At 72.5% G+C, this 19,576-nt stretch carries 18 protein-coding genes and 1 pseudogene; 9 read left to right on the forward strand and 10 right to left on the reverse strand.

Features of this window, described 5'->3' with window-relative positions; translation table 11 throughout:
• Positions 1–81: 81 nt before the first annotated feature.
• Entirely contained in the window at positions 82–486 is a 405-nt protein-coding gene (locus ACYSUO_RS05745) for an arsenate reductase ArsC (protein ID WP_461774892.1), read from the forward strand.
• A gap of 33 nt (positions 487–519) precedes the next feature.
• Here ACYSUO_RS05745 and ACYSUO_RS05750 read toward each other — a convergent pair whose 3' ends face one another.
• From ACYSUO_RS05750 to ACYSUO_RS05760, 3 genes are all read right to left on the reverse strand, one after another.
• On the reverse strand, positions 520–1,212 hold the full coding sequence (locus tag ACYSUO_RS05750) for a rhomboid family intramembrane serine protease (RefSeq protein WP_461774893.1): 693 nt from the start codon (positions 1,210–1,212) through the stop codon (positions 520–522).
• Positions 1,209–1,502 carry a hypothetical protein gene (locus ACYSUO_RS05755; RefSeq protein WP_461774894.1) on the reverse strand — a complete coding sequence of 98 codons (294 nt, stop codon included), beginning with the start codon at positions 1,500–1,502 and terminating at the stop codon, positions 1,209–1,211. The genes ACYSUO_RS05750 and ACYSUO_RS05755 overlap by 4 nt, the downstream gene beginning before the upstream one ends.
• A 65-nt stretch (positions 1,503–1,567) precedes the next feature.
• A complete protein-coding gene (locus ACYSUO_RS05760; protein WP_461774895.1) occupies positions 1,568–2,407 on the reverse strand; it encodes a hypothetical protein in 840 nt (279 codons plus the stop codon).
• A gap of 307 nt (positions 2,408–2,714) precedes the next feature.
• Between ACYSUO_RS05760 and tgmA the strand changes: the two genes are divergently transcribed.
• From tgmA to ACYSUO_RS05780, 4 genes are all read left to right on the forward strand, one after another.
• Complete coding sequence (gene tgmA / locus ACYSUO_RS05765) at positions 2,715–2,906, forward strand: putative ATP-grasp-modified RiPP (RefSeq protein WP_266715696.1); 192 nt, start codon at positions 2,715–2,717, stop codon at positions 2,904–2,906.
• 14 nt (positions 2,907–2,920) lie between these two features.
• Complete coding sequence (tgmB, locus tag ACYSUO_RS05770; RefSeq protein ID WP_461774896.1) at positions 2,921–3,943, forward strand: ATP-grasp ribosomal peptide maturase; 1,023 nt, start codon at positions 2,921–2,923, stop codon at positions 3,941–3,943.
• Positions 3,944–4,043: 100 nt separating this feature from the next.
• Complete coding sequence (locus ACYSUO_RS05775; protein WP_461774897.1) at positions 4,044–5,492, forward strand: carboxylesterase/lipase family protein; 1,449 nt, start codon at positions 4,044–4,046, stop codon at positions 5,490–5,492.
• 41 nt (positions 5,493–5,533) lie between these two features.
• On the forward strand, positions 5,534–6,409 hold the full coding sequence (locus tag ACYSUO_RS05780) for a phospholipid scramblase-related protein (RefSeq protein WP_461774898.1): 876 nt from the start codon (positions 5,534–5,536) through the stop codon (positions 6,407–6,409).
• Between the two features lie 81 nt (positions 6,410–6,490).
• Here ACYSUO_RS05780 and ACYSUO_RS05785 read toward each other — a convergent pair whose 3' ends face one another.
• Together ACYSUO_RS05785 and ACYSUO_RS05790 are read right to left on the reverse strand one after the other, a co-directional pair.
• Positions 6,491–7,372, reverse strand: a complete 882-nt coding sequence (locus ACYSUO_RS05785) for a DMT family protein (protein WP_461774899.1) — start codon at positions 7,370–7,372, stop codon at positions 6,491–6,493.
• Between the two features lie 274 nt (positions 7,373–7,646).
• Positions 7,647–8,358: pseudogene (locus tag ACYSUO_RS05790) on the reverse strand (phosphatase PAP2 family protein); the annotation flags it as partial.
• A gap of 105 nt (positions 8,359–8,463) precedes the next feature.
• Between ACYSUO_RS05790 and ACYSUO_RS05795 the strand changes: the two are divergent.
• Positions 8,464–9,117, forward strand: coding sequence for a TetR/AcrR family transcriptional regulator (locus ACYSUO_RS05795; RefSeq protein ID WP_461774900.1), 654 nt, complete (start codon positions 8,464–8,466; stop codon positions 9,115–9,117).
• A gap of 185 nt (positions 9,118–9,302) precedes the next feature.
• Here ACYSUO_RS05795 and ACYSUO_RS05800 read toward each other — a convergent pair whose 3' ends face one another.
• Positions 9,303–10,340: a DUF2510 domain-containing protein gene (locus tag ACYSUO_RS05800; protein WP_461774901.1), complete on the reverse strand. Its 1,038-nt coding sequence runs from the start codon at positions 10,338–10,340 to the stop codon at positions 9,303–9,305.
• Between the two features lie 228 nt (positions 10,341–10,568).
• Here ACYSUO_RS05800 and ACYSUO_RS05805 point away from each other — a divergent pair, with 228 nt between their 5' ends.
• Positions 10,569–13,277, forward strand: coding sequence for an ATP-binding protein (locus tag ACYSUO_RS05805; RefSeq protein WP_461774902.1), 2,709 nt, complete (start codon positions 10,569–10,571; stop codon positions 13,275–13,277).
• Here ACYSUO_RS05805 and ACYSUO_RS05810 read toward each other — a convergent pair.
• Entirely contained in the window at positions 13,274–13,693 is a 420-nt protein-coding gene (locus tag ACYSUO_RS05810; protein WP_461775169.1) for a VOC family protein, read from the reverse strand. The two genes, ACYSUO_RS05805 and ACYSUO_RS05810, sit on opposite strands and share 4 nt — an antisense overlap.
• A gap of 111 nt (positions 13,694–13,804) precedes the next feature.
• Here ACYSUO_RS05810 and ACYSUO_RS05815 point away from each other — a divergent pair, with 111 nt between their 5' ends.
• Complete coding sequence (locus ACYSUO_RS05815) at positions 13,805–14,809, forward strand: helix-turn-helix transcriptional regulator (RefSeq protein WP_461774903.1); 1,005 nt, start codon at positions 13,805–13,807, stop codon at positions 14,807–14,809.
• Between the two features lie 65 nt (positions 14,810–14,874).
• On the opposite strand, the gene ACYSUO_RS05820 is transcribed toward ACYSUO_RS05815, so the two are convergent.
• From ACYSUO_RS05820 to pcaDC, 3 genes are all read right to left on the reverse strand, one after another.
• On the reverse strand, positions 14,875–16,365 hold the full coding sequence (locus ACYSUO_RS05820; protein WP_461774904.1) for a UDP-N-acetylmuramoyl-L-alanyl-D-glutamate--2,6-diaminopimelate ligase: 1,491 nt from the start codon (positions 16,363–16,365) through the stop codon (positions 14,875–14,877).
• A 291-nt stretch (positions 16,366–16,656) separates the two neighbouring features.
• Positions 16,657–17,469, reverse strand: a complete 813-nt coding sequence (locus ACYSUO_RS05825; RefSeq protein WP_461774905.1) for an SDR family NAD(P)-dependent oxidoreductase — start codon at positions 17,467–17,469, stop codon at positions 16,657–16,659.
• A gap of 76 nt (positions 17,470–17,545) precedes the next feature.
• The gene (gene pcaDC / locus ACYSUO_RS05830; protein WP_461774906.1) at positions 17,546–18,667 is read right to left on the reverse strand and encodes a bifunctional 3-oxoadipate enol-lactonase/4-carboxymuconolactone decarboxylase PcaDC; all 1,122 of its coding nucleotides are present in this window, start codon (positions 18,665–18,667) and stop codon (positions 17,546–17,548) included.
• A 533-nt stretch (positions 18,668–19,200) separates the two neighbouring features.
• Between pcaDC and ACYSUO_RS05835 the strand changes: the two genes are divergently transcribed.
• Positions 19,201–19,539 carry an STAS domain-containing protein gene (locus ACYSUO_RS05835; RefSeq protein ID WP_461774907.1) on the forward strand — a complete coding sequence of 113 codons (339 nt, stop codon included), beginning with the start codon at positions 19,201–19,203 and terminating at the stop codon, positions 19,537–19,539.
• Positions 19,540–19,576 lie beyond the last annotated feature (37 nt).

Below are 19,576 nucleotides of genomic sequence, written 5' to 3' on the forward strand. Positions count from 1 at the left end.
TGCTGACGCCATCAGGTACTGATGTCAGTCGTCCCTGACTTCGCCGTTCGGCGGCGCTCACGAGATCAAGAGAGACTTCTGATGACCGACAATCCCTCTGTGCTCTTCGTCTGTGTCCACAACGCCGGCCGTTCCCAGATGGCCGCCGCCTGGCTGACCCACCTGGCCGGCGGCCGTGTCGAGGTCCGCTCGGCCGGTTCCAACCCCGGCAAGGCGGTGAACCCGGCGGCCGTCGAGGCAATGGCCGAGGTCGGCATCGACATCTCCGCCGAGACCCCGAAGGTCCTGACCGTCGACGCGGTCAAGGAGTCGGACGTCTGCATCACGATGGGCTGCGGCGACACCTGCCCGGTCTTCCCCGGCAAGCGCTACCTCGACTGGCAGCTGGAGGACCCGGCAGGTCAGGGCGTCGCGGCCGTCCGACCGATCCGCGACGAGATCAAGGTGATGGTCGAGGACCTGATTGCCGAGATTGCGCCGGAGTAGATCGCATGAGCGTCGGGACCGGCGCCCCGTGTGTCAGGAGGCGGCGGTCTCGGGGCGGGCGGGCAGGCGGATGCGGCGTCCGGCGGGGTCGAGGGCCGTCATGACGGCGCCCAGGGCGGCTCCGACGAGCAGGCCCACGCCGTGGTTGTTGGCCATCACGCAGAGTACGAGTCCCGCGGCCGGTACGAGCAGTGCAAGGCGGCGCAGTCCGGGATTCGGGCCGCGCAGGGCGCAGACGGTGGCGAGCGCGCCGACCAGTCCGCAGATGGCGACCGAGTTGCCACCGCCGTGCGGGTTCCAGGCCTCCATGCTCACCGCCTGCGCGGCCACGCCGGGGAGCAGATAGAGCGTGAGGGTTCCGACCGAGCCGAAGACGCGCTGGGCGACGGGAGCGACCGCGATCAGCGCCGCCAGATTGAACAGGAGTTGCAGCCGGCCGCTGGACTGGATCAGCAGCGCCGTGCCGGCGCGCCACCACGCACCGTCGGGCCGTCTCTCCAGGTGGCCGATCACGCTTGGCCAGATGGTCTGCGCGACGTTGAAGGCCGCCATCACCGCGACCATGGCGGCCGCGGTCACGGGTATCGGCGGGAGCCAGGCGCGCAGGACGGACGGCACCCGGCTCCGCGGCCCGGCCGGTGCCGCGAGGGCGGAGTCGAGCACCTTGAGGCCCGGGCCGACCACGGCGGCGGCGCAGGCGTACAGGGTCAGGTCGTGCACGTTCATCCCGGCTCTGCTCTCTCGTGGGACCGCGGCCGCGGGAGGTCGTGGTCGGCGGGTCGTGCGGTGTCGTGAGAGCAACCGTAGCCACCAGCGGGGCCCCTGGGGCCAGTTGGTGAACGGCACGGTTGGCCGTTGTTCCGGATCGCGAACGGGGGCCGGCCGTCCGGCAGTTCGGCGGACGGCGTGGCCCGCAGCAGTAGCGCGGCGGTGACGGCCAGCAGCACGGTCACACCCGCGTAGACGAAGACGAGCATGAACGCGGCGCCCACGGACTTGCCCGTCCAGGCGTCCACACCGCTGCCGGAAACAGGTCGTCCGGTGACCGGCCCCTGCGCCCCCGCCTCCCGCAGCAGCGCCGCTACCCCTGCTTGTAGGCGATCACGGCCGTCGTCACCAGGCACGGAGCCGGTGGCACCATTTCGACGCGCAGGGTGCCACGCGCCGCGTCGTAGTCGATGCCCTCGGACTCGAACGTGCCCTTGCAGACGCTGCGTTGGGGGATCGCGAAGGCGGACGTCACGTGGCCGGTGACCGGTCGGCCGTCCAGGGGGCGGTCCAGGGTGATGTCGAGGACCTCCTTGGTCGTGGCGTCGGACGAGCACAGGAGACGGGTCGCGTCGGTGAAGTCGCAGCCCTGGATGTTCGTGACCGGCTTGTCGAGGGATATCTGGCCGGCCTGGGGGAGGTTGGTGCCCGGCTGGGGCGCTGAGGGGTTGAGGGCCGGCGTGGGGAAGACCTGGAGGCGGTCGCGCGTGCCCCATTCGCCGGACACCAGCCACTGGTCATCGGGTGACACGGAAGCGAACGAGTTGTTGAGCATCTCGCCCGGGTCCAGGGCGTGTTCGTAGGTGGTGCGCTTCCCGGCCGCCGTGGTCACCGCGAACATCTTCTTCGTCGCGCTGTCGTTTCCCTGGTACGCGTCGAAGGTGAGGCCGCGCGCCACGTCCGGGTCGCCCACGTGCGTCCAGCCCGCGACGCGCAGGGACAGCGGGACCGAGCCGAGGCCGCGGTACACGAGCGTCCCGTCGGCGCGGGAGGCCAGGCCCTGGCTGCCCGTCAGCGAGTTCACGTGCGCGGTGCCGGTCTCGGTCCAGGTGGGCGCGGCGGACGCCGTGGTCGCGCCGAGCGTCAGGGCGCCCAGGGCGATGGCGAGGGTCAGCGCGGAGCGTCTTTTGTGCCGCTTCTTGTGCCGGGTCATGAAGGTCACCCTGCCCCATGATCGCCGCGTGCAGGGGACGTTCGCGCAGGGTGGCGGATTGTCGCCGTACGTCCGCGCCCAGAGATGTAAAGGGTTGTAAAGGCGCCGTATAGGGGGAGTAACCACAAAGCCCCAGCTATGGCCTGGCATTGCCTGGCTGACGTTGTGTCATCACGCAGCGTGGCGGAATGAACTCCTCCAGGGTGTGACGCGTCTTACTCAAAACGAGACCGAGAAATTGGCTGGAGGTGTGACGTCGGAGAGTCACCATGCGCTTGACTTGGCGAACCCCCAACTAGGAGAGCTCATGCGACCGTTCGCACTGAACTATGCCCGCCCCACGCGAGAGGCAGAGGTCAGAGCGCCGTATATGTACGACGCAACACTGCAGTTGAACGTGCTGGCCGACGGCGCAGTGGCGGCGCGCGACTACGCAGTGTTGCGAGAGTTCGCGGCCACCACCTCCACCGCGGGTTCGAAAACCCATTTCGACGACTGAACGGCCCTGCGGAAATGACCGTGCTGATCCTGACGAGTGAACAGGATGTGACGGCCGACATGGCCGTCGTCGAATTGAACGCCAATGGAATCCCCGTCCTGCGGCTCGACCCCGCCGAACTGCCCGGCGGCGTCGGGGTGTCGGGCGAGTTCGCGCACGGCGCGTTCCACGGCCATCTCTCGGTCGGGGGCCGGGTCGTCAGCATGAGCGGCCTCCGCTCCATCTGGGTGCGCCGCCCCGGCGTGCCCGCCGCCCACGCCGAAGCCGCGTCGCCCTGGCTCACCGAGGAGGCCTCGCAGTCCCTGTACGGGATGCTGCGGTGCACCGAGGCGCGCTGGATGAACCACCCCGACTCCGCCCGGCAGGCCCGCCACAAGCCCTGGCAGTTATGGCTGGCGCGCGCCTGCGGCCTACCGGTGCCCGCCACGCTGATCACCACATTCCCGCGCGCCGCCCGTGAGTTCGCCGAGCGCTACCCCGACCTGATCGTGAAGCCGGTCTCCGGCAAGCACCCCGACGACGTCGGGCTCGCCGTGCCGACCACGCGCGTGCGCCCGGGCGAGGACTACCAGGACGTCGCGAACGGGCCGACGCTGTTGCAGCGCCGGGTGCGCAGGGCGGCGGACATCCGCCTGACCTGTGTGGGCGACAGGCTGTTCGCGGCGCGCGCGGCGGGGTCGCCGGACGCCGAGGACGCGCGGCACAGCGAGGAGACGACCGTGGACGACGTACGGTTCGACGCTGCCGCGGGCCCTTGGCGCCCGATACCCGTGCCCCGGCGCGTCGCGGACGCGGTCCGGGCCTATCTGACCCGCGCCCAACTGGCGTACGGGGCATTCGACTTCGCCGAGGACGCCGACGGCATCTGGTGGTTCCTGGAGTGCAACCAGTCCGGCCAGTTCGGCTTCATCGAGATCGAGACGGGGCAGCCCATCGGCCGCGCCGTCGCCCAGTGGCTGGCGGGCGAGCCCCTCGGGCCCGTATCGGGCGAGGACGAGGGCGACGAGCGCGCCCTCGGCGGCGCGGAGTGTGGCTGACGCGACTCGCCGGTGATCTTTACGGACGGTGGACGGCGGGGTACGAGAGGAGTGGCCGACTGATCGACCGCCCGCCCCGTCGCCGAGGGAGCCCCACCGTATGACCGACGCCACCGCAGTCACCAGGCAGGGAACCCTGCGCGGCCGCACCGAGGACGGGATCGCCGCCTTCCTCGGAGTGCCGTACGCCGCCGCCCCGTTCGGCCCCCGCCGCTTCGCCGCGCCCGAGCCCGCCGAGCCGTGGACCGGGGAGCGCGACGCCACCGCGTACGGGCAGAGCGCGCCCAAGGCCCCGTACGCCCCGCCGTTCGACGCGCTGATCCCTGAGACCAGCAAGGACGGGCAGGACTGCCTCAACCTGAACGTCTGGACCCCCGAATCGGGCCCCGGCGCCCGCCTCCCCGTCATGGTGTGGCTGCACGGCGGGTCCTTCTCCAACGGCTCCGCGAACTCCTCCGGCTACCGCGGCGACACCTTCGCCCGCGACGGAGTCGTCTTCGTCGGCGTCAACTACCGCCTCGGCGTGGACGGATTCCTGCACCTGCCGGGGGCGCCCGACAACCGGGGCCTGCTCGACATGATCGCCGCGCTTGAGTGGGTGCGCGACAACATCGAGGCGTTCGGCGGGGACCCGGACCGGGTGACCGTGTTCGGCGAGTCGGCGGGCGGGGTGGCGATCGGCCGGCTGCTCGTCGAGCCGCGCGCCCGCGGTCTGTTCCGGCGCGCGATCCTGCAGAGCGGGGCCTGCCACCACTTCGTACGGCCCGACACCGCGCGCCGCATCGGGGAGCGGCTGGCCGAGCGGCTCGGTGTGCCGCACACCGCGGAGGCGTTCGCGGCGGTGCCGCTGCCGGAACTGATCGGGGCGCAGGGCGCGTTGACGGACGAGTTCAAGCGGCGGCCCGACCCGGCGGTGTGGGGCGACGCGGCGCTGAACGGGATGGTCTTCGAGCCCATCGCCGACGAGCGCACGCTGCCGGGGCCGGACGCGGGGGTGGACATCCTCGTCGGCAGCAACCGCGAGGAGAACCGCCTGTACATGGTGCCGACCGGGCGCTTCGACAGCATCAGCGAGGAGCGGGTGAAGCGGGGCGCCGCGGCCTTCGGCGCCGACCTGGACGGGTACCGGGCGAGCCGGCCGGACGCGGGCCCCGGCGAACTCCTCGACGCCATCGTCACCGACTGGTTCTGGCGGATCCCCGCGCTGCGCCTCGCCGAGTCCGTGCCGGGCTCGCACGTCTACGAGTTCGCCTGGCGGTCCCCGCAGTTCGGCGGCGAGCTCGGCGCCTGCCACGCCCTGGAGTTGGGCTTCGTCTTCGACCGCGTCGACGACCCGGACTACGCGGCGCTCGCCGGTAAGGACGCGCCGGCGGACCTCGCCCGCGCGATGCACGGCGCGTGGGTCGCGTTCGCGGCGACCGGGGACCCGGGCTGGGTGGCGTACGACTCGGCGGGGGAGCGGGCGACCATGGTGTTCGACGCGGGCGCCTGCCGGGTCGAGGCGGACCCGCGGGCGGCCGAGCGGAAGCTGTGGGAGGGGGCCCGCTGAGGGCCGGATCCAGGCCCGGTATGGCGCGATAGTGTGCCCCGGTGACGACGCATTCGAACACTCCTGCAGGTTGGTACCCGGACCCCCAGGGGGCGCCCCAGGCCCTGCGGTGGTGGGACGGCACCCAGTGGACCGGGCACACGCACGCCGGTCAGGCGCAGGCCGCCCCGACTCAGGCTCCGGCGCAGGCCCCGGCCGTGGGGCAGGTGCCGCAGCAGCAGGTGCCGCCGCATCAGGCGCAGGCGCAGGCGCGGGCCGCCGGGGTGCAGCATCAGGTGCAGCAGCAGGCGGGCGTCGCGGGGGCCGGGCAGGGCGGCGGCACGCTGTTCACCGAGCCGGTCCTCGTGGTGAACCAGAAGGCCAAGCTGATCGAGCTGACGAACGAGTACAGCGTCATGGATCAGCACGGCAACCAGCTGGGTTCCGTCGTCCAGGTCGGCCAGAGCGCCATGAAGAAGGCGCTGCGCTTCGTCGCCAGCGTCGACCAGTTCATGACGCACCGGCTGGAGATCCGGGACGCGTACGGGCAGCCGCACCTGGTGCTCACGCGGCCCGCGAAGTTCATCAAGTCGCGGGTCGTCGTCGAGCGCCCGGACGGGACGCCGGTCGGCGAGATCGTTCAGCAGAACGCCATCGGGAAGATCAACTTCGCGATGATGGCGAACGGTCAGCAGATCGGTGCGATCAAGGCGGAGAACTGGCGGGCCTGGAACTTCGCGATCGTCGACCATGCGGACACCGAGGTCGCGCGGATCACGAAGACGTGGGAGGGGCTCGCCAAGACGATGTTCACGACCGCGGACAACTATGTGTTGCAGGTGCACTTTCAGTTGCCGGAGCCGTTGTTGAGCCTGGTCGTTGCGACGGCGTTGACCGTGGACACGGCGCTTAAGCAGGATTCCCGTGGGTTCGGGTGACCTTGGCATGTTGCGGCTCTACGGGGTTGCGGCCACGGGGCTCTGCCCCGGATCCCGCTGGCTCTCGTCGAAGAGCGGGGCTTAATTTGCCAGAGCCGCTTGATCGGCCAAGGTCGCTTGCTCGGGCAGCGTGGCTTGGTCGGTCTGGGCGTGATGCGTATGTGTCAGGAGCACCACGCCGCCCGTTGCGAGGACCGCTCCCGTCGCTGCGAGGGCCAGGCCCCCAGCTCCGCCCTGGAGGTGTTCGCCCAGGAGGGCCAGGCCGATGATCGAGGCGGCCAGCGGGTTGGCGAGGGTCACCATGGCGAGCGGGGCGCCGAGGCCGCCGCGGTAGGCCGTCTGGGAGAGCAGGAGGCCGCCCGCCGCGAAGGCGGCTACGAGGAGCGCCACCGCGATCACCCGTACGTCGAGCAGCGGGCCCGACCGGTCGGTGACCGCCACCGTCACGGTCTGCGTGAGGGCGGATGCCACGCCGGACGCGACGCCGGACGCGGTGGCGTGGCGCAGGCCCGGCTTCGCGCCGCGGCGGGAGAGCGCGCCGATGAGCGCCGCCGTCACCGCGGCCACGCCGAGCGCCTCGGGCAGCGAGAGCGTGTCGTCGGGGGCGGGTCCTGACGCCGTCACGAGCAGTGCGCCGAGGCCCACGAGCGTGAGCGCCGTGCCCCGCCACTCGCCGGGCGTGACGTGCCGCCCCGCGACCCGCGCCCCCAGCGGCACCGCCGCGACGAGGGTGAGCGCGCCGAGCGGCTGGACGAGGGTGAGCGGACCGTACTTGAGCGCGGCGACGTGCAGCAGCGCGGCCGAGGCGTTGAGCCCGACCGACCACCACCAGGCACCCGTCCCGAGCAGCCGCAGCACACCCGCCCCGGACTTGGCGGCGAGGCGTTCCTGGGCCACGGCCGCGGCGGCGTAGGCGACGGCCGAGACGAGGGAGAGGGCGACGGCGAGGAGTGTGGCGGTCATCGTGCCGCTCCGGTCGCGAGGGTCGCGGTCGGCTGGGGCGCGGTCGCGGCGGAGGTGGAGCCCGGCGCGGTGATCACCTGGGCCGGTATGTGTGTCGGGGTGGCCGCGGCGAGCACATCGGCGGCCGTGAGCGCGTCGGGCGGCGTACGGAACGCGGCCGGAGCCGGCGTCCACGGCGTCGGTGTGCGAAGGGTCTCCACGAGGTGCGGCGCGGCCGCGGTCGTGGGGGCCGGCACCGGGAACAGGTGGCGCCAGAAGCCGGTCGCGTCGATCGCGCGCGGCAGCCGGATCACGGCGAGCGCGGCGCCGAGCAGCAGTGTCGCCACGATCGTGTCGAGCCAGTAGTGGTTGGCGGTGCCCACGATCACGGCCAGCGTGAACAGCGGGTGCAGCAGCCACAGCCAGCGCCACCGCGAGCGGGTCGCGGCGACCAGGCCGATCGCGACCATCAGGGCCCAGCCGAAGTGCAGCGAGGGCATCGCGGCGAACTGGTTGGCCATCGTGTCCGTGGCGGGCTTCGCGGCGTACACCGAGGGGCCGTAGACCTGCGCCGTGTCGACGAGGTGCGCGGCGCCCAGCATCCGCGGAGGGGCCAGCGGGAACGTGAGGTGCAGCACGAGCGCCGCCGCGGTGAGCACCGCGAGCACGCGCCGCGTCCACAGGTAATGGCGCGGGCGGCGCAGATAGAGGAAGACGAGCAGCGCGATCGTGGCCGGGAAGTGCACGGACGCGTAATAGATGTTCGCGGCGTGCACGAGGGTGTCGCTGCTCAGCAGCGCGTCCTGCACCGCGCCCTCGCCGGGCAGGTGCACGGCACGCTCGAAGCTCCACACGTGGTCGGCGTTGTGGAACGCCTCGGCGGTGTGGCCGTTGGCCAGCTGCCGCCCGAGCTTGTAGACGAGGAAAAGTCCCACGACCAGCAAGAGCTCACGTATCAGGGGTGGCCGGACCGCGTGCTGCTCCGGTTCCCTCATGTTCCCGTTCATCGATACGCCAGTGTACCGATACGGTGGCGTACCGGTACACTGGCGTATCGATAGGCCGGTGTGATCTCATCGACACTGCCGCCGACCGAGGAGTGAGTGAGGGCCATGACGACGCGAGACCAGGCCACCGAAGCCACGCCCGCCGCCTCGCGCCGCTCCAAGATCACCCCTGAGCGCGCGCAGGAGTTCTACGACGTGGTCCTCGATCAGCTGCGGGAGTCCGGGTACGGGGCGCTCACCATGGAGGGCGTCGCCGCGCAGGCCTGTTGCAGCAAGTCCACGCTGTACCGGCAGTGGAAGACGAAGCCGCAGCTCGTGGCCGCCGCGCTGCGGGCCGGACGCTGCGCCAAGTTCTTCACGGCCGACACGGGTACGCTCGCGGGGGACCTGTGCGCGGCCGCGCGCAACGCGGCGTCGCAGGCCAAGCCGGACACCGTACTCTTGCAGGCCCTCGGGCACGCCGCTCTCCAGGACGACGAGCTGAAGGGCGCCCTGCGCGAGGCGCTGATCGAGCCGGAACTCGCGTCGATCGACGCGATGGTGAAGCGGGCGGTGGCGCGCGGCGAGATCGCCGCGGACCATCCCGCGCTGCCTTACGTGGCCGCGCAGCTCTTCGGAGTCATGCGCAGCCGACCGATCCTGGAAGGGCGCGACGCCGACGGGGACTATCTGGTCCGCTTCGTCGAGAGCGCCCTGATTCCGGGGCTGGGGCTTGCGAGCAAGCCCTCGGGTCCGACCCTGGAGGGTCGGACCACCTGAACGGGAGGCCGCCGGTCGCAGGGATGACCGACCGGTGGTCTGCCCGCGCCGCACCGTGGGGACGGGGGCGGCGCGCACCCCCGGCCGGGCGGGTTCCTCCTTGAGCGGAGGGGGACCCGCCCGGCCGCATGTGTACGGGGGTCGGGGCGGTGCCGGCGGTGCTTACGCCGTTTTCGCCGTGGTGCTCAGACGTTTTCGCCGGCGTCGCCGTCGCCCGTGACCGTGGCCTTCTTGATGCCCTTGAGGATCTTGTCGATCGACTCGGCCTTCGGCCCTGTCGACTTGTCGGCCGCGGTGCGCGGCATGTCGACGCCGGCGCGCAGCACGACGAGCTTGTCGGGGTTGGCGGGCGAGGGGAAGGCGGCCGACTCGACCCACGCGTCGACGCCCGACTTCGTCTCGACGCTCCAGCGGACCCGGTAGCCCTTCTGCCCGGCGACCGTGACCTCCTTCGCGAACAGCTGCTTGTGACCCGTGATCCCCTGGTAGGTCTTGCCGCCGTAGGACGACTTCGCGTTCTTGGCGATGTCCTCCTTCGCGGCCGCCTTCGCCGACTTCGCGTCGAGCTTGAGGCGCTTCGCCGACGAGGTGGACGCGCCGCCCTTCACGCAGATGTCGTCCTTCGAGTTGGGGCAGGGGTACGGGCCGACCGTGATGCCGGCGACGCCCGCGCCGTCGGTGCCGGTCCAGTTCTTGATGACCGGGATCGCGACCCCGTTGCTGACGTCGGTGGCGAAGCCCTTGTCGAGCGGCGCCCGCGGCGAGGCGCCCGGGGCGTCGGGCGCCGGGCTCTCGCCGCCTCCGCCACCGCTGTCCCCGGGGGCGCCGGGCCCCTCGGGATCCGCCTCCTTCGGGCTCTGCGAACGGGGACCCGCCTTGGCGCTCTTGTTGTCGCCGTCGCCGCCCGACGTGAGCGCGTAGACGCCGGTGCCGATCCCCGCGAGCACCACGACCGCGATGCCCGCGGCGATGGCTATTCGCCCCTTGCCGCGCGACGTCGGCGGCAACTGGCCCGGATAGGCCGGGTAGTTGGGGTATGCCGGATTCGCTCCGGGCGTGGCCGGCTGCTGCGCGAACGGCGCCGGGGCCTGCTGCGGCGGCGGGGTGGTGGCGGGCCGGGTCTGGTCGGTCCAGCGGGCGCCGTCCCACCAGCGTTCGGTGCGCGGGCCATTGGGAACCTGCCCCGGATCGGGGTACCAGCCTGCGGGAGTCTGCGACGTCATGGACGGAACAGTATGAGGCCCGCCTGAAAAGGGGATGAGAGGGGCCGTCAATGCGGTCGGGATCGTTACCGGGGTCCCATCTCGGGCCAAATGGCACCGGCTCCCGAGACGCCCCACGAAGTCAGGGCCTCGCGGACTAGTCTCGTGACCAGTACGTCGATCGCCCCATGTGATCGGCTGCGACCGGACACCGGGACGACACCGGGAACGACAACGGGAGGCTGCGGGATGACCCAGGGACGGCACGCCGACGCCGCGCCCTCCGGCTCTCCTTCGCGGGAGAGCGCGCGCCTGTGGGAGCGGGAGTCCGAACTCGACGTCGCGGCACGCGCCCTCGACGACCTGTACGGCGACTCCGCGGCCTCGGGCAGCCTCGTCGTCTACAAGGGAGAGGCGGGCATCGGCAAGACCGCCCTGCTCTCCGGCGTGCGCGAGATGGCGGCGGGCCGGGCCACCGTGTGGTCGGCGCGGGGCGGCGAGACGGTGACTTCCGTCCCCTTCAACGTCGTACGCCAACTCCTGCAGCCCGCCCTCGTGGCGCTCTCCGAGGAAGAGGCCCGCGAATACTTCGGTGACTGGTACGACATCGCGGGCCCCGCCCTCGGTATCGCGGAGCCCACCGGCCGGCAGGCCGACCCGCAGGGTGTGCGCGACGGACTCGTCGCCGCCGCGTCCCGACTGGCCCGCCTGCACTGGCCGTTGGTGCTGCTCATCGACGACGCGCACTGGGCCGACGTGGAGACCCTGGAGTGGCTCGCCGCGTTCGCCGAGCGCCTCGACGACCTGCCGGTGTTCGTCGTCGTGGCGCAGCGCGAGGCCGCGGACGGGCGCGCCGCCGCGTGCCTGGACGCCGTGGCCGCCGCCGCCCGACCCGGCGTCTCCCAGCTGAGCGCCCTCACACCGGACGCCACCGCGGGCCTGACCCGCGCCACGCTCGGCGCCCACGCCGACGACCCGTTCTGCCGCGAGGTGTGGGCCGTCACGGGCGGAAACCCGTACGAGACCGTCGAGTTGCTCGCCAAGGTCCAGGACAGCGAGCTGCAGCCCGACGAGCGGGCCGCCGTCGAACTGCGGGCGCTCAACCGGTCCGCGCGCGGCCGCGGCCTGGTCACCCGCCTCGAAGGGCTCGGCACCGACGCGACCCGGTTCGCCTGGGCCGCCGCGATCCTCGGCACCCGCATCGAGCCGGGCCTCGCCGCGCTGCTCGCCGGCATGAACCCCGAGCAGGCCGGGCGCTGCGCCGAGCAGCTGCGCACCGCCCGCATCCTGACCGACACCGTGTCCCCGGGGTCGGGGTACGGCGCCACCGACACCCTGGAGTTCGTCCACCCGCTGATCGCGTCCGCCGTGTACGACGCGATCCCGTCGGCCACCCGCACCGCCATGCACGGGCAGGCCGCATGGGCGGTCACCGCCTCCGGGCACGGCCCCGCCGCGGCCTCCCGGCACCTCCTCGAGGTGCACCCGGACGACGACCCCGAGCTCGTCGAGCAGCTACGTGCTGCCTCCCGCGAGCACCTCGCCGTCGGTGCGCCCACTGCGGCTCGGCGCTGCCTGGAGCGCGCCCTCCAGGAACCGCCGCTGCCCGAGCTCCGACCGCACGTGCTGTACGAGTTGGGCTGCGCCACGCTGCTCACCTCACCGTCCACCACCGTCGCGCACCTGCGCTCCGCCCTCGACTCCGCCCCCGGGCTCTTCGGCGAGGACCGCGTCGACGCGGTGTGCCGGCTCGCCCAGGCCCTCGTCCACACCAACCAGTTGGACGACGCGCTCAGCGCCCTCGACGCCGAGACCGCCCAGCAGGAGGAGGGGCACCAGCGGCTGCGCCTGCGGGCCACCCGCCTCTTCTGGGAGTGCATCTACGCCGGCGAGCACGACCCGCAGGACCGCTCGCGCAGCCTTGCCGAACTCGCCGGGCGCGTCACCGGACGCGACAACCCCGAGCGCGTCCTGCTGATCCTGCGCGCCTTCGACATGATGAACCGCGGGGAGAACGCCGAGGAGGTCGCGGAGTACTGCGACCGCTCCCTGGTCAACGGACGCCTTGCCCCCGGCCTCGGCTGGACCGACCCCGAGTGGGGCTTCGAGATCCTGATCGCGCTCGGCCTCTCCTACCTCTTCTCCGACCGGCTCGACCGCGCCGAGAGCCTGTTCACGGAGAGCATGCGCGCCTACGAGACCGCGGGCTGGAGCGGCGGCCACCTCTCCCTCGCGCACGCCTTCGTCGGCTACGTCCACCGCAGGCGCGGCCGGCTCAACGACGCGGAAGCGTTCCTGCGCGAGGCGCTGCGCCTGGCCGACCGGGTGGGCCACGGACTGCCCATGCACTGGGACGCGGCGGCCATGCTCATCGACACACTGCTCGCCCGCGGCAAGCCCGACGAGGCGCTCCGGATCGCCGACCGCTACGGATTCGCCGCGCCCTACCCGTCGATGATCCTGCTGCCCGACGCCCACTCGGTGCGCGGCCGGCTGCTGCTCGCCGTCGGCCGCACCGAAGAGGGCATCAACGAACTGGAGACCGGCGGCAAGGTCGCGCTGGCCCGCGGCGGCCACAACACCGTCGTCGCGTCGTGGGCCGGCGACCTGGCCCTCGCCCTCGCCGACACGGACCCGCGGCGCGCCGCCGAACTCGCCGCCCAGTCCCGCGTCCAGGCCGAGCGGTTCGGCACGGACACCGCGATCGGCGAGGCCTTGCGGGTCGCCGCCGCGCTGGCCACGGGGCGGGAACAGCTCACCCTGTACGCCAAGGCGGTCACGTACCTGGAAGCGTCCCCCTGCGCGTACGAACACGCTCGGGCGCGGGTCGAGTACGGGATCGCCGCGCGCTCGCTGTCCGAGCTCAACCGCGGTCTGCAGCTGGCCCGTGCGTGCGGGGCGGACGCGTTGACGGCGCGGGCGCGGGAGGTGCTGGAGACGGGCCGGGGGCTGCGCTAGTCCGCTTGTGCGTGGCTTCGGTCGGCGAACTTTTCGATGGCCGCCGGCGTGACCGGGGTGAAGAAGTTGACGAGGTTGCCGTCGGGGTCGCGGAACAGCAGCGAGCGGTTGCCCCAGGGCATCGTGGTGGGCCCGGCCACGAAGTCGTCGACGAAGCCGGTCAGGTTCTGGTGGACGCGGTCCACGTCGTCGACGAGGAACTCGGTGATCACGCTGTGGTTGTCCGCCGGGCGGGCGGAGCCCGGGGCGAACAGCGGGACGGTGCGGGTGCCGGCGATGGCGAGGGTGGCGCCCGCGGTGTCGAGTTCGGCGAAGTCCTCGGTGGCCCACGTCGCCCGCGCCCCTGTGGCTCGCTCGTAGAACTCGACGAGGCGGGCCACGTCGCCGGTGATGATGCGGATCGAGACGAACTCCATGGGGATCTCCTTGGCTGTGCTGTGGGCGTGCACGTCGCTGTGGGCGTGCACGTCGCAGGCTAGGAGAAATAGAGGACAGAATCGGTCCTGTATTCGCGCTAGGTTGTGCACATGTCCCGACCCACTGCCCGCGTACTGACGCTCCTGGAGCTGCTGCAGTCGGGCGGCACCCGGACGGTGGCCGAACTGGCCGAACGGCTCGGCGTCGAAGGGCGCACCGTGCGGCGGTACGTGGACCAGCTGATCGACCTGGACGTGCCCGTGGAATCGGTGCGCGGCCGCTACGGCGGGTACCGGCTCGCTCCCGGGTACCGCCTGCCGCCGCTCATGCTCAGCGACGACGAGGCGCTGGCCGTACTGCTCGGCCTGGTCGCCGGCCGCAGAGCAGGGCTGACGACGACGGAGCACACGGCGAGCGAGACGGCTTCGGCGAAGATCCGGAGGGTGCTGCCCAAGCACATCGCCCGCCGGCTCGACACCCTCCTGGAATCCCTCGCCTTCACGGACCGGCCCGGAGAGTCCGACACCCCGGACGCCGGGGTCCTGCTCACCATCGCCGACGCGGTGCGCCACCGCCGGCCGGTCTCGATCCGCTACACCGACCGCGACGGACGGCGCAGCGAACGCACACTGCACGCGTACGGGATCGTCGCCCACTCGGGCCGGTGGTACGTCACGGGCCAGGACGCCCGGATCGGCGAGGACCGGACCCTCCGGCTTGACCGCATCGCGGACGCGCGGGCCCTGCCCGGCTCTTTCGAGGTGCCCGAGGGCCCCGGTCCGGCACAGCGCGTGGTGTCGGCGTTCGCCACGGCCGAGTACCGGCACGAGGTGACCCTGCGGATCCACGGGACGGTCGAGCAGATCCGCGCCCGCCTTCCCGCCACCGTCGCGAGCCTGGAGGAGCACGAGCCCGCGGTGGGCCGGGACCGGGCAGGTCAGGACCGGGCGGCCGAGCGCTGGTGGCGCGTCGAGCTGCGGGCGGAGCGACTCGACTGGCTGCCGCCGCTGCTCGCCGCACTCGACCGGCCGTTCGTCATCGAGCGCCCCGACGAACTGCGCGACCTCGTCACCGCACTCGCCGACCGCCTGGCGTCCCACGCCCGCGAAGTCTGAGTCGGGCCGGGGGACTTGGGGCACTTCTGGCGGGGTGCGTGCCAAGGGCCCACGACAGGAGAGCCCTAGTTCTGCATCGCGGCGAGTTCCCGCACCGTCGCCATGTCGCTGAAGGGCAGCAGCCGTTCGCCGACGGTCTGGTATGGCTCGCTGCCCTTGCCTGCGACCAGGACGATGTCTCCCTTTTCCGCGGCGGACAGTGCGAAGTCGATGGCCCGGCGGCGGTCGGCGACCCGCTCGAACCGGGTCCCGGTTGCCCTGAGTCCGGGTGCGATCTGGTCCAGGATCCGCTCGGGGTCCTCGGTGCGCGGATTGTCGGAGGTGAGGACGCACAGGTCGGAGTGGGTTCCGGCTATCTCCCCCATCCGCGCGCGCTTGGTGACGTCCCGGTCTCCGCCGCAGCCGAAGACGGTGATGACCCGGCCGGTGGCGAAGTCGCGGATGGCGGTGAGTACCTTCTCCAGGGAATCGGGGGAGTGTGCGTAGTCCACGATCACGGAGGTGCCGCGGGGCGTCTCGAAGCGTTCGAAGCGCCCCGGTACCGGTGGCATCCCGTCGAGCGCGGCGGCCAGCCCGTTCAGATCGTGGCCCAGCAGGTGGCAGGCGGCCACCGCGGCCAGCGCGTTGGACACCGAGAAGCGTCCGGGGACGGGGATCGCCGCGGGGTACTTGCGTCCGGCGTGGTGGAGGGTGAAGCGCGTGCCGAGCGCGTCCATGCTGAGGTCGGTGGCCCGGAAGTCCGCCTCTGTGTCGAGCGCGTACGTCGTGACGGCGCCGGGCATCATCGCCGGGATCCGGGCTCCCACCGGGTCGTCCACGTTGACCACCGCGCGCCGGCACAGCCCCTGGAACAGGCGCAGCTTGGCGTCCCGGTAGTTCACCATGGTGCCGTGGTCGTCCAGGTGGTCCTGCGTGAGGTTGGTGAAGATGCCGACGTCGAGGAACGCGCGGTCCACCCGGTGGTTCAACAGGCCCATGGACGTGGCCTCCAGGACCACGGTGGAGACCTCGCGGTCGCGCATGCAGGCGAGCAGGTACTGGAAGTCCGGTGACTCCGGGGTGCTCAGCACCGACCTCGGCATCGGGATCAGTTCGTCGCCGATCCGGCTGCCGGCCGTCCCGATGACCCCCACCCGTGCGCCCTCGGCGAGCCGGAGCACGGACTCGACCATGTACGACACCGAGGTCTTCCCGTTGGTGCCGGTGACGGCCACCATGTCCATGTCCCGGCCGGGTTCGCCGTAGTAGCGCGAGGTGACCACCGCGGCCGCCTTACGGGTGTCGGGGACCCGCACCACACACACTCCGGCGGCCGACGCCCGCACGCCCGCCGGGAGTTCGGGCGCCGCCCCGTCGACGAGCACCGCGACCGCGCCGCGCGCCAGGGCGGGGCCGAGGAGTTCGGGACCGCCCTCGACGTGGTCCGGGACCGCGATGAACAGGGAGCCGGGCGATACGCGGTGGGCGTCGAAGCACGTGCCCGCGGTGATCCGCGTCTCCGGGTCGCCGAGGAGAACCTCATGGTCGTGCCCGGCCAGCAACTCGCTCAACTTCACAGGGATCCTCTCGGAGTGCGGCACCGACGGCACGCCGAGGGGTCGCGGGGGTGGTGTTGAGCAGACAGCGACGCGGCCCCGAGGACGGGAACGCGGGAACGCAGGAAGGGGGAAAGAGGGTGGGTGAGGAGCGGGCCTCGTCGCGCAGGTCAGCCGTGGCCGTGCAGGGCACGGCAGCGAACTCCGGCACCGGCGGCGCACAGCGCGCGAGGTGCCGGTCGAAGGCACTCCCTCACCGCATATGTGCAACCCATGATGCGAGTGTACGCCCCACCTGTCCCCCCCAGGTCCCTACAGTCCGAACGGCCCCAGGATCCGGTCGAGTTCGGTGTCGAGGCGGCCCTGGACCTCGCGGTCGTACGTCTCCGCGTGCGCCAGCGTCGGCTGCTCGCCGTCGAAGAACCCGGCCGTCGCCTCGCCGCCCAACTCGCCGACGGCCAGCGCCAGTACGCCGGCCGCGCCGTCCTCGACGGTGTTCAGCGGACCCACCCCGGCCTCGCGGACCATCGCCGTGTCCATGTACGTCGCCGGGTGGATGACGTTGACGTGGATGGCGGTTCCGGACAGTTCGCGGGCGAGGGAGAAGGTGTGTGCGGCGAGGGCGAACTTGGAGCGGCAGTACGCCTCGGTGCCGTTGTAGCCGTTGCCGAATTCCAGGTCGTCGAAGTCGAGCGGGGACTGGCCGAGCGAGCCGCAATTCACCACGCGTGAGGGCGAGTTGGCCTGAAGCGTGGGGAGTAGGGTGCGGGTGAGGGCGACCGGGGCGAGCACGTTGACGGCGAACCGTAGCTCGTGCCCGTCGGCGCTCAGCTCACGGCCCGAGCCGGGGGCCCCGGTGCCGACGCCGGCGTTGTTGACGAGGACGTCGAGCTCCGGGTGGGCGGCGGCGACGCGGGCGCCGAGGTCGCGGACCTGCTCCAGGGAGGCGAGGTCCGCGACGAAGCCCTCGGCGCGTCCGCCGGTGGCCCGCAGTTCCTCGACGAGCGCGTCCGTACGTTTCTCGTCCCGGCCGTGGGCGAGCACGACATGCCCGCCGCGCACGAGCTCGAAGGCGAGGTACCGGCCGAGGCCGGAGGTGGCACCGGTGATCAGGAGTGTGGCCATACATCCAGGCTAGGGGCCACGCGGTGGTCCGGACGTGACCCCCCTGGACGTACGCCTGTCGGGGTTACGCCACGCGTTACGCCAGTCCCTCCTCGGCGAGCACCCGCTGGGCCACGCCGAACGCGGAGTTGGCGGCGGGCACGCCCACGTACACGGCGCACTGCTGCACCACGGCGCCGATCTCGTCCGGGGTGAGGCCGTTGCGCAGGGCGGCGCGGACGTGCATGCCGAACTCGTCGAGGTGGCCGTGGGCGACGAGCGCGGTCATCGTGATCATGCTGCGCTCGCGGCGGCCGAGCGTCGGGTCGGTCCAGATCTCGCCCCACGCGTAGCGCGAGATGAAGTCCTGGAACCGGGCCGTGAACGGAGTCTGCCGCGCCTGCGCCCGGTCGACGTGCGCGTCCCCGAGAACCTCGCGGCGCACCTCCATGCCGCGCTTCGCGGCCTGCCCGAGGTGGGTGCGCAGCAGCCCGACGACCGCCTCCGGCCGTTCGGCGGGGGCGAGGTGCGATGCGCCGGACAGCTCGACGAGTTCGCTGTCCGGTACGGCGTCGGCGATCTCGCGCAGGTGCGCGGGCGGGGTGGCGGGGTCCTCGCGGCCGGCGACGAGGAGGGTGGGCACGGTGATGTCGGGGAGCCGGTCCCGCAGGTCGAACGCGGCGAGGGCGTCGCAGCAGGCGGCGTACGCGGCGGGGTCGGCGTCGCGGTTGTCCTGCACGAGGCGTTCCACGCGGAAGCCGGGGGTGAACCAGCGGGAGGGCGCGGTCTCGGCGACGCCTCCCGTGCCCTCCTTGCGGACGAGGGCGGCCCGCTCCTCCCAGTTCTTGGCGCCGCCGAAGTGGGAGGAGGAGCAGATGACGGTGAGGCTGGTGAGGCGTTCCGGGTGGTGCACGGCTAGGTGCAGGCCGACGGCGCCGCCGAGGGAGACGCCGGCGTAGGCGAAGCGGTCGATGCCGAGGTCGTCGGCGAGGGCGAGGACGAGCTCGGCGAGGTCTCCGACGGTGGCGCCGGGGTTGATCAGACCGGCGTCCGAGCCGCCGTGGCCGGGGAGGTCCCACCGTACGACGCGGTGGGCGCTGGACAGTTCGGGGGCGACCCCGTCCCACAGGGCGAGGCTCGTCCCGAGGGAGGGGCCGAGGACCAGCGGCGGAGCGGTGGGCGAGCCCTCGGTGTGGTGGTGGAGGCGGGGTGCGGTCATGGGTGGGCTCCCGGTCGTCGTGGGGACTTGGGCTGACGGGTTTCGGTCATCGTCGGCGTCGGGTCGTACGTGGCTGGGCTGCGCAGTTCCCCGCGCCCCTAGGGAGGCGGGGGTTCAGCCGCAGTCGGCTACGGGTCAGCCGTGGCTGGGCGCGCAGTTCCCCGCGCCCCTGGGTGGGACGGGGTCCCGTCGTCGTCGGGTAGCGGTCGTGCGTGGCTGGGCTGTGCAGTTCCCCGCGCCCCTTAAAAGGGGCGCGGGGGCCAGGCCCCCCCCCCCCCCGTGCACCCGGCACCCGCGCCGGCCCGCGCCCGGGGGGGGCGGGCCCCCCCCCGGGACCCCCCCCCCCGGGGGGGGGGGCGGGGGGGGGGGGGGGGCCACTGACCCGCGCGCCCCCCCCCCCCCCCCCCCCCCCCCCCCCCCCCCCCCCCCCCCCCCCCCCCCCCCCCCCCCCCCCCCCCTTTTAAACCCCCCCCCCCCCCCCGACAACAACACGACATGCAACACTCTTTCCCTACACGACCCCCGTCGTCGAGATGTTCGAGCGCGGTGACCGCACCGCCGTGGCGGTTTACGGCGAAATCGACTTCGACGTCGCGCCCGGCTTCGACGACGCGTTACGCACGGCTGTGGCGCGGTCGATCTCGGGGCTGGATCTGGAGCTCGGGGCCATGACGTTCTGCGACGGCGCCGGCCTGAGAGTGCTGTTGAGGGCGCGGCGGGCGGCCCTGGAGGCGGAGAAGACCGTGAGGCTCTGCTCCGCCAGTCCGCCTGTCGAGCGGCTGCTGCGCATCACCCGCACCCATGGCCTGTTCGCCGGTGACATCGGCCTCGAGTCGGCGCCCGGCCGGCCGAGCGGGACGAGGGAGGCGTGACCGAGGCGCGACAAGCGCAGGTGGGACCCGCATTCTC

The sequence above is a fragment of the Streptomyces sp. UC4497 genome, from assembly GCF_054871485.1.

Excerpts from the sequence above, each read along its gene's own strand:
- tgmB (WP_461774896.1), top strand. The coding sequence starts at position 2,921 with ATGACCGTGCTGATCCTGACGAGTGAACAGGATGTGACGGCCGACATG.
- ACYSUO_RS05775 (WP_461774897.1), top strand. The coding sequence starts at position 4,044 with ATGACCGACGCCACCGCAGTCACCAGGCAGGGAACCCTGCGCGGCCGC.
- ACYSUO_RS05750 (WP_461774893.1), bottom strand. The coding sequence starts at position 1,212 with ATGAACGTGCACGACCTGACCCTGTACGCCTGCGCCGCCGCCGTGGTC.
- ACYSUO_RS05810 (WP_461775169.1), bottom strand. The coding sequence starts at position 13,693 with ATGGAGTTCGTCTCGATCCGCATCATCACCGGCGACGTGGCCCGCCTC.
- ACYSUO_RS05785 (WP_461774899.1), bottom strand. The coding sequence starts at position 7,372 with ATGACCGCCACACTCCTCGCCGTCGCCCTCTCCCTCGTCTCGGCCGTC.
- ACYSUO_RS05825 (WP_461774905.1), bottom strand. The coding sequence starts at position 17,469 with ATGGCCACACTCCTGATCACCGGTGCCACCTCCGGCCTCGGCCGGTAC.
- ACYSUO_RS05805 (WP_461774902.1), top strand. The coding sequence starts at position 10,569 with ATGACCCAGGGACGGCACGCCGACGCCGCGCCCTCCGGCTCTCCTTCG.
- ACYSUO_RS05760 (WP_461774895.1), bottom strand. The coding sequence starts at position 2,407 with ATGACCCGGCACAAGAAGCGGCACAAAAGACGCTCCGCGCTGACCCTC.
- ACYSUO_RS05815 (WP_461774903.1), top strand. The coding sequence starts at position 13,805 with ATGTCCCGACCCACTGCCCGCGTACTGACGCTCCTGGAGCTGCTGCAG.
- pcaDC (WP_461774906.1), bottom strand. The coding sequence starts at position 18,667 with ATGACCGCACCCCGCCTCCACCACCACACCGAGGGCTCGCCCACCGCT.
- ACYSUO_RS05800 (WP_461774901.1), bottom strand. The coding sequence starts at position 10,340 with ATGACGTCGCAGACTCCCGCAGGCTGGTACCCCGATCCGGGGCAGGTT.
- tgmA (WP_266715696.1), top strand. The coding sequence starts at position 2,715 with ATGCGACCGTTCGCACTGAACTATGCCCGCCCCACGCGAGAGGCAGAG.
- ACYSUO_RS05795 (WP_461774900.1), top strand. The coding sequence starts at position 8,464 with ATGACGACGCGAGACCAGGCCACCGAAGCCACGCCCGCCGCCTCGCGC.
- ACYSUO_RS05745 (WP_461774892.1), top strand. The coding sequence starts at position 82 with ATGACCGACAATCCCTCTGTGCTCTTCGTCTGTGTCCACAACGCCGGC.
- ACYSUO_RS05835 (WP_461774907.1), top strand. The coding sequence starts at position 19,201 with ATGTTCGAGCGCGGTGACCGCACCGCCGTGGCGGTTTACGGCGAAATC.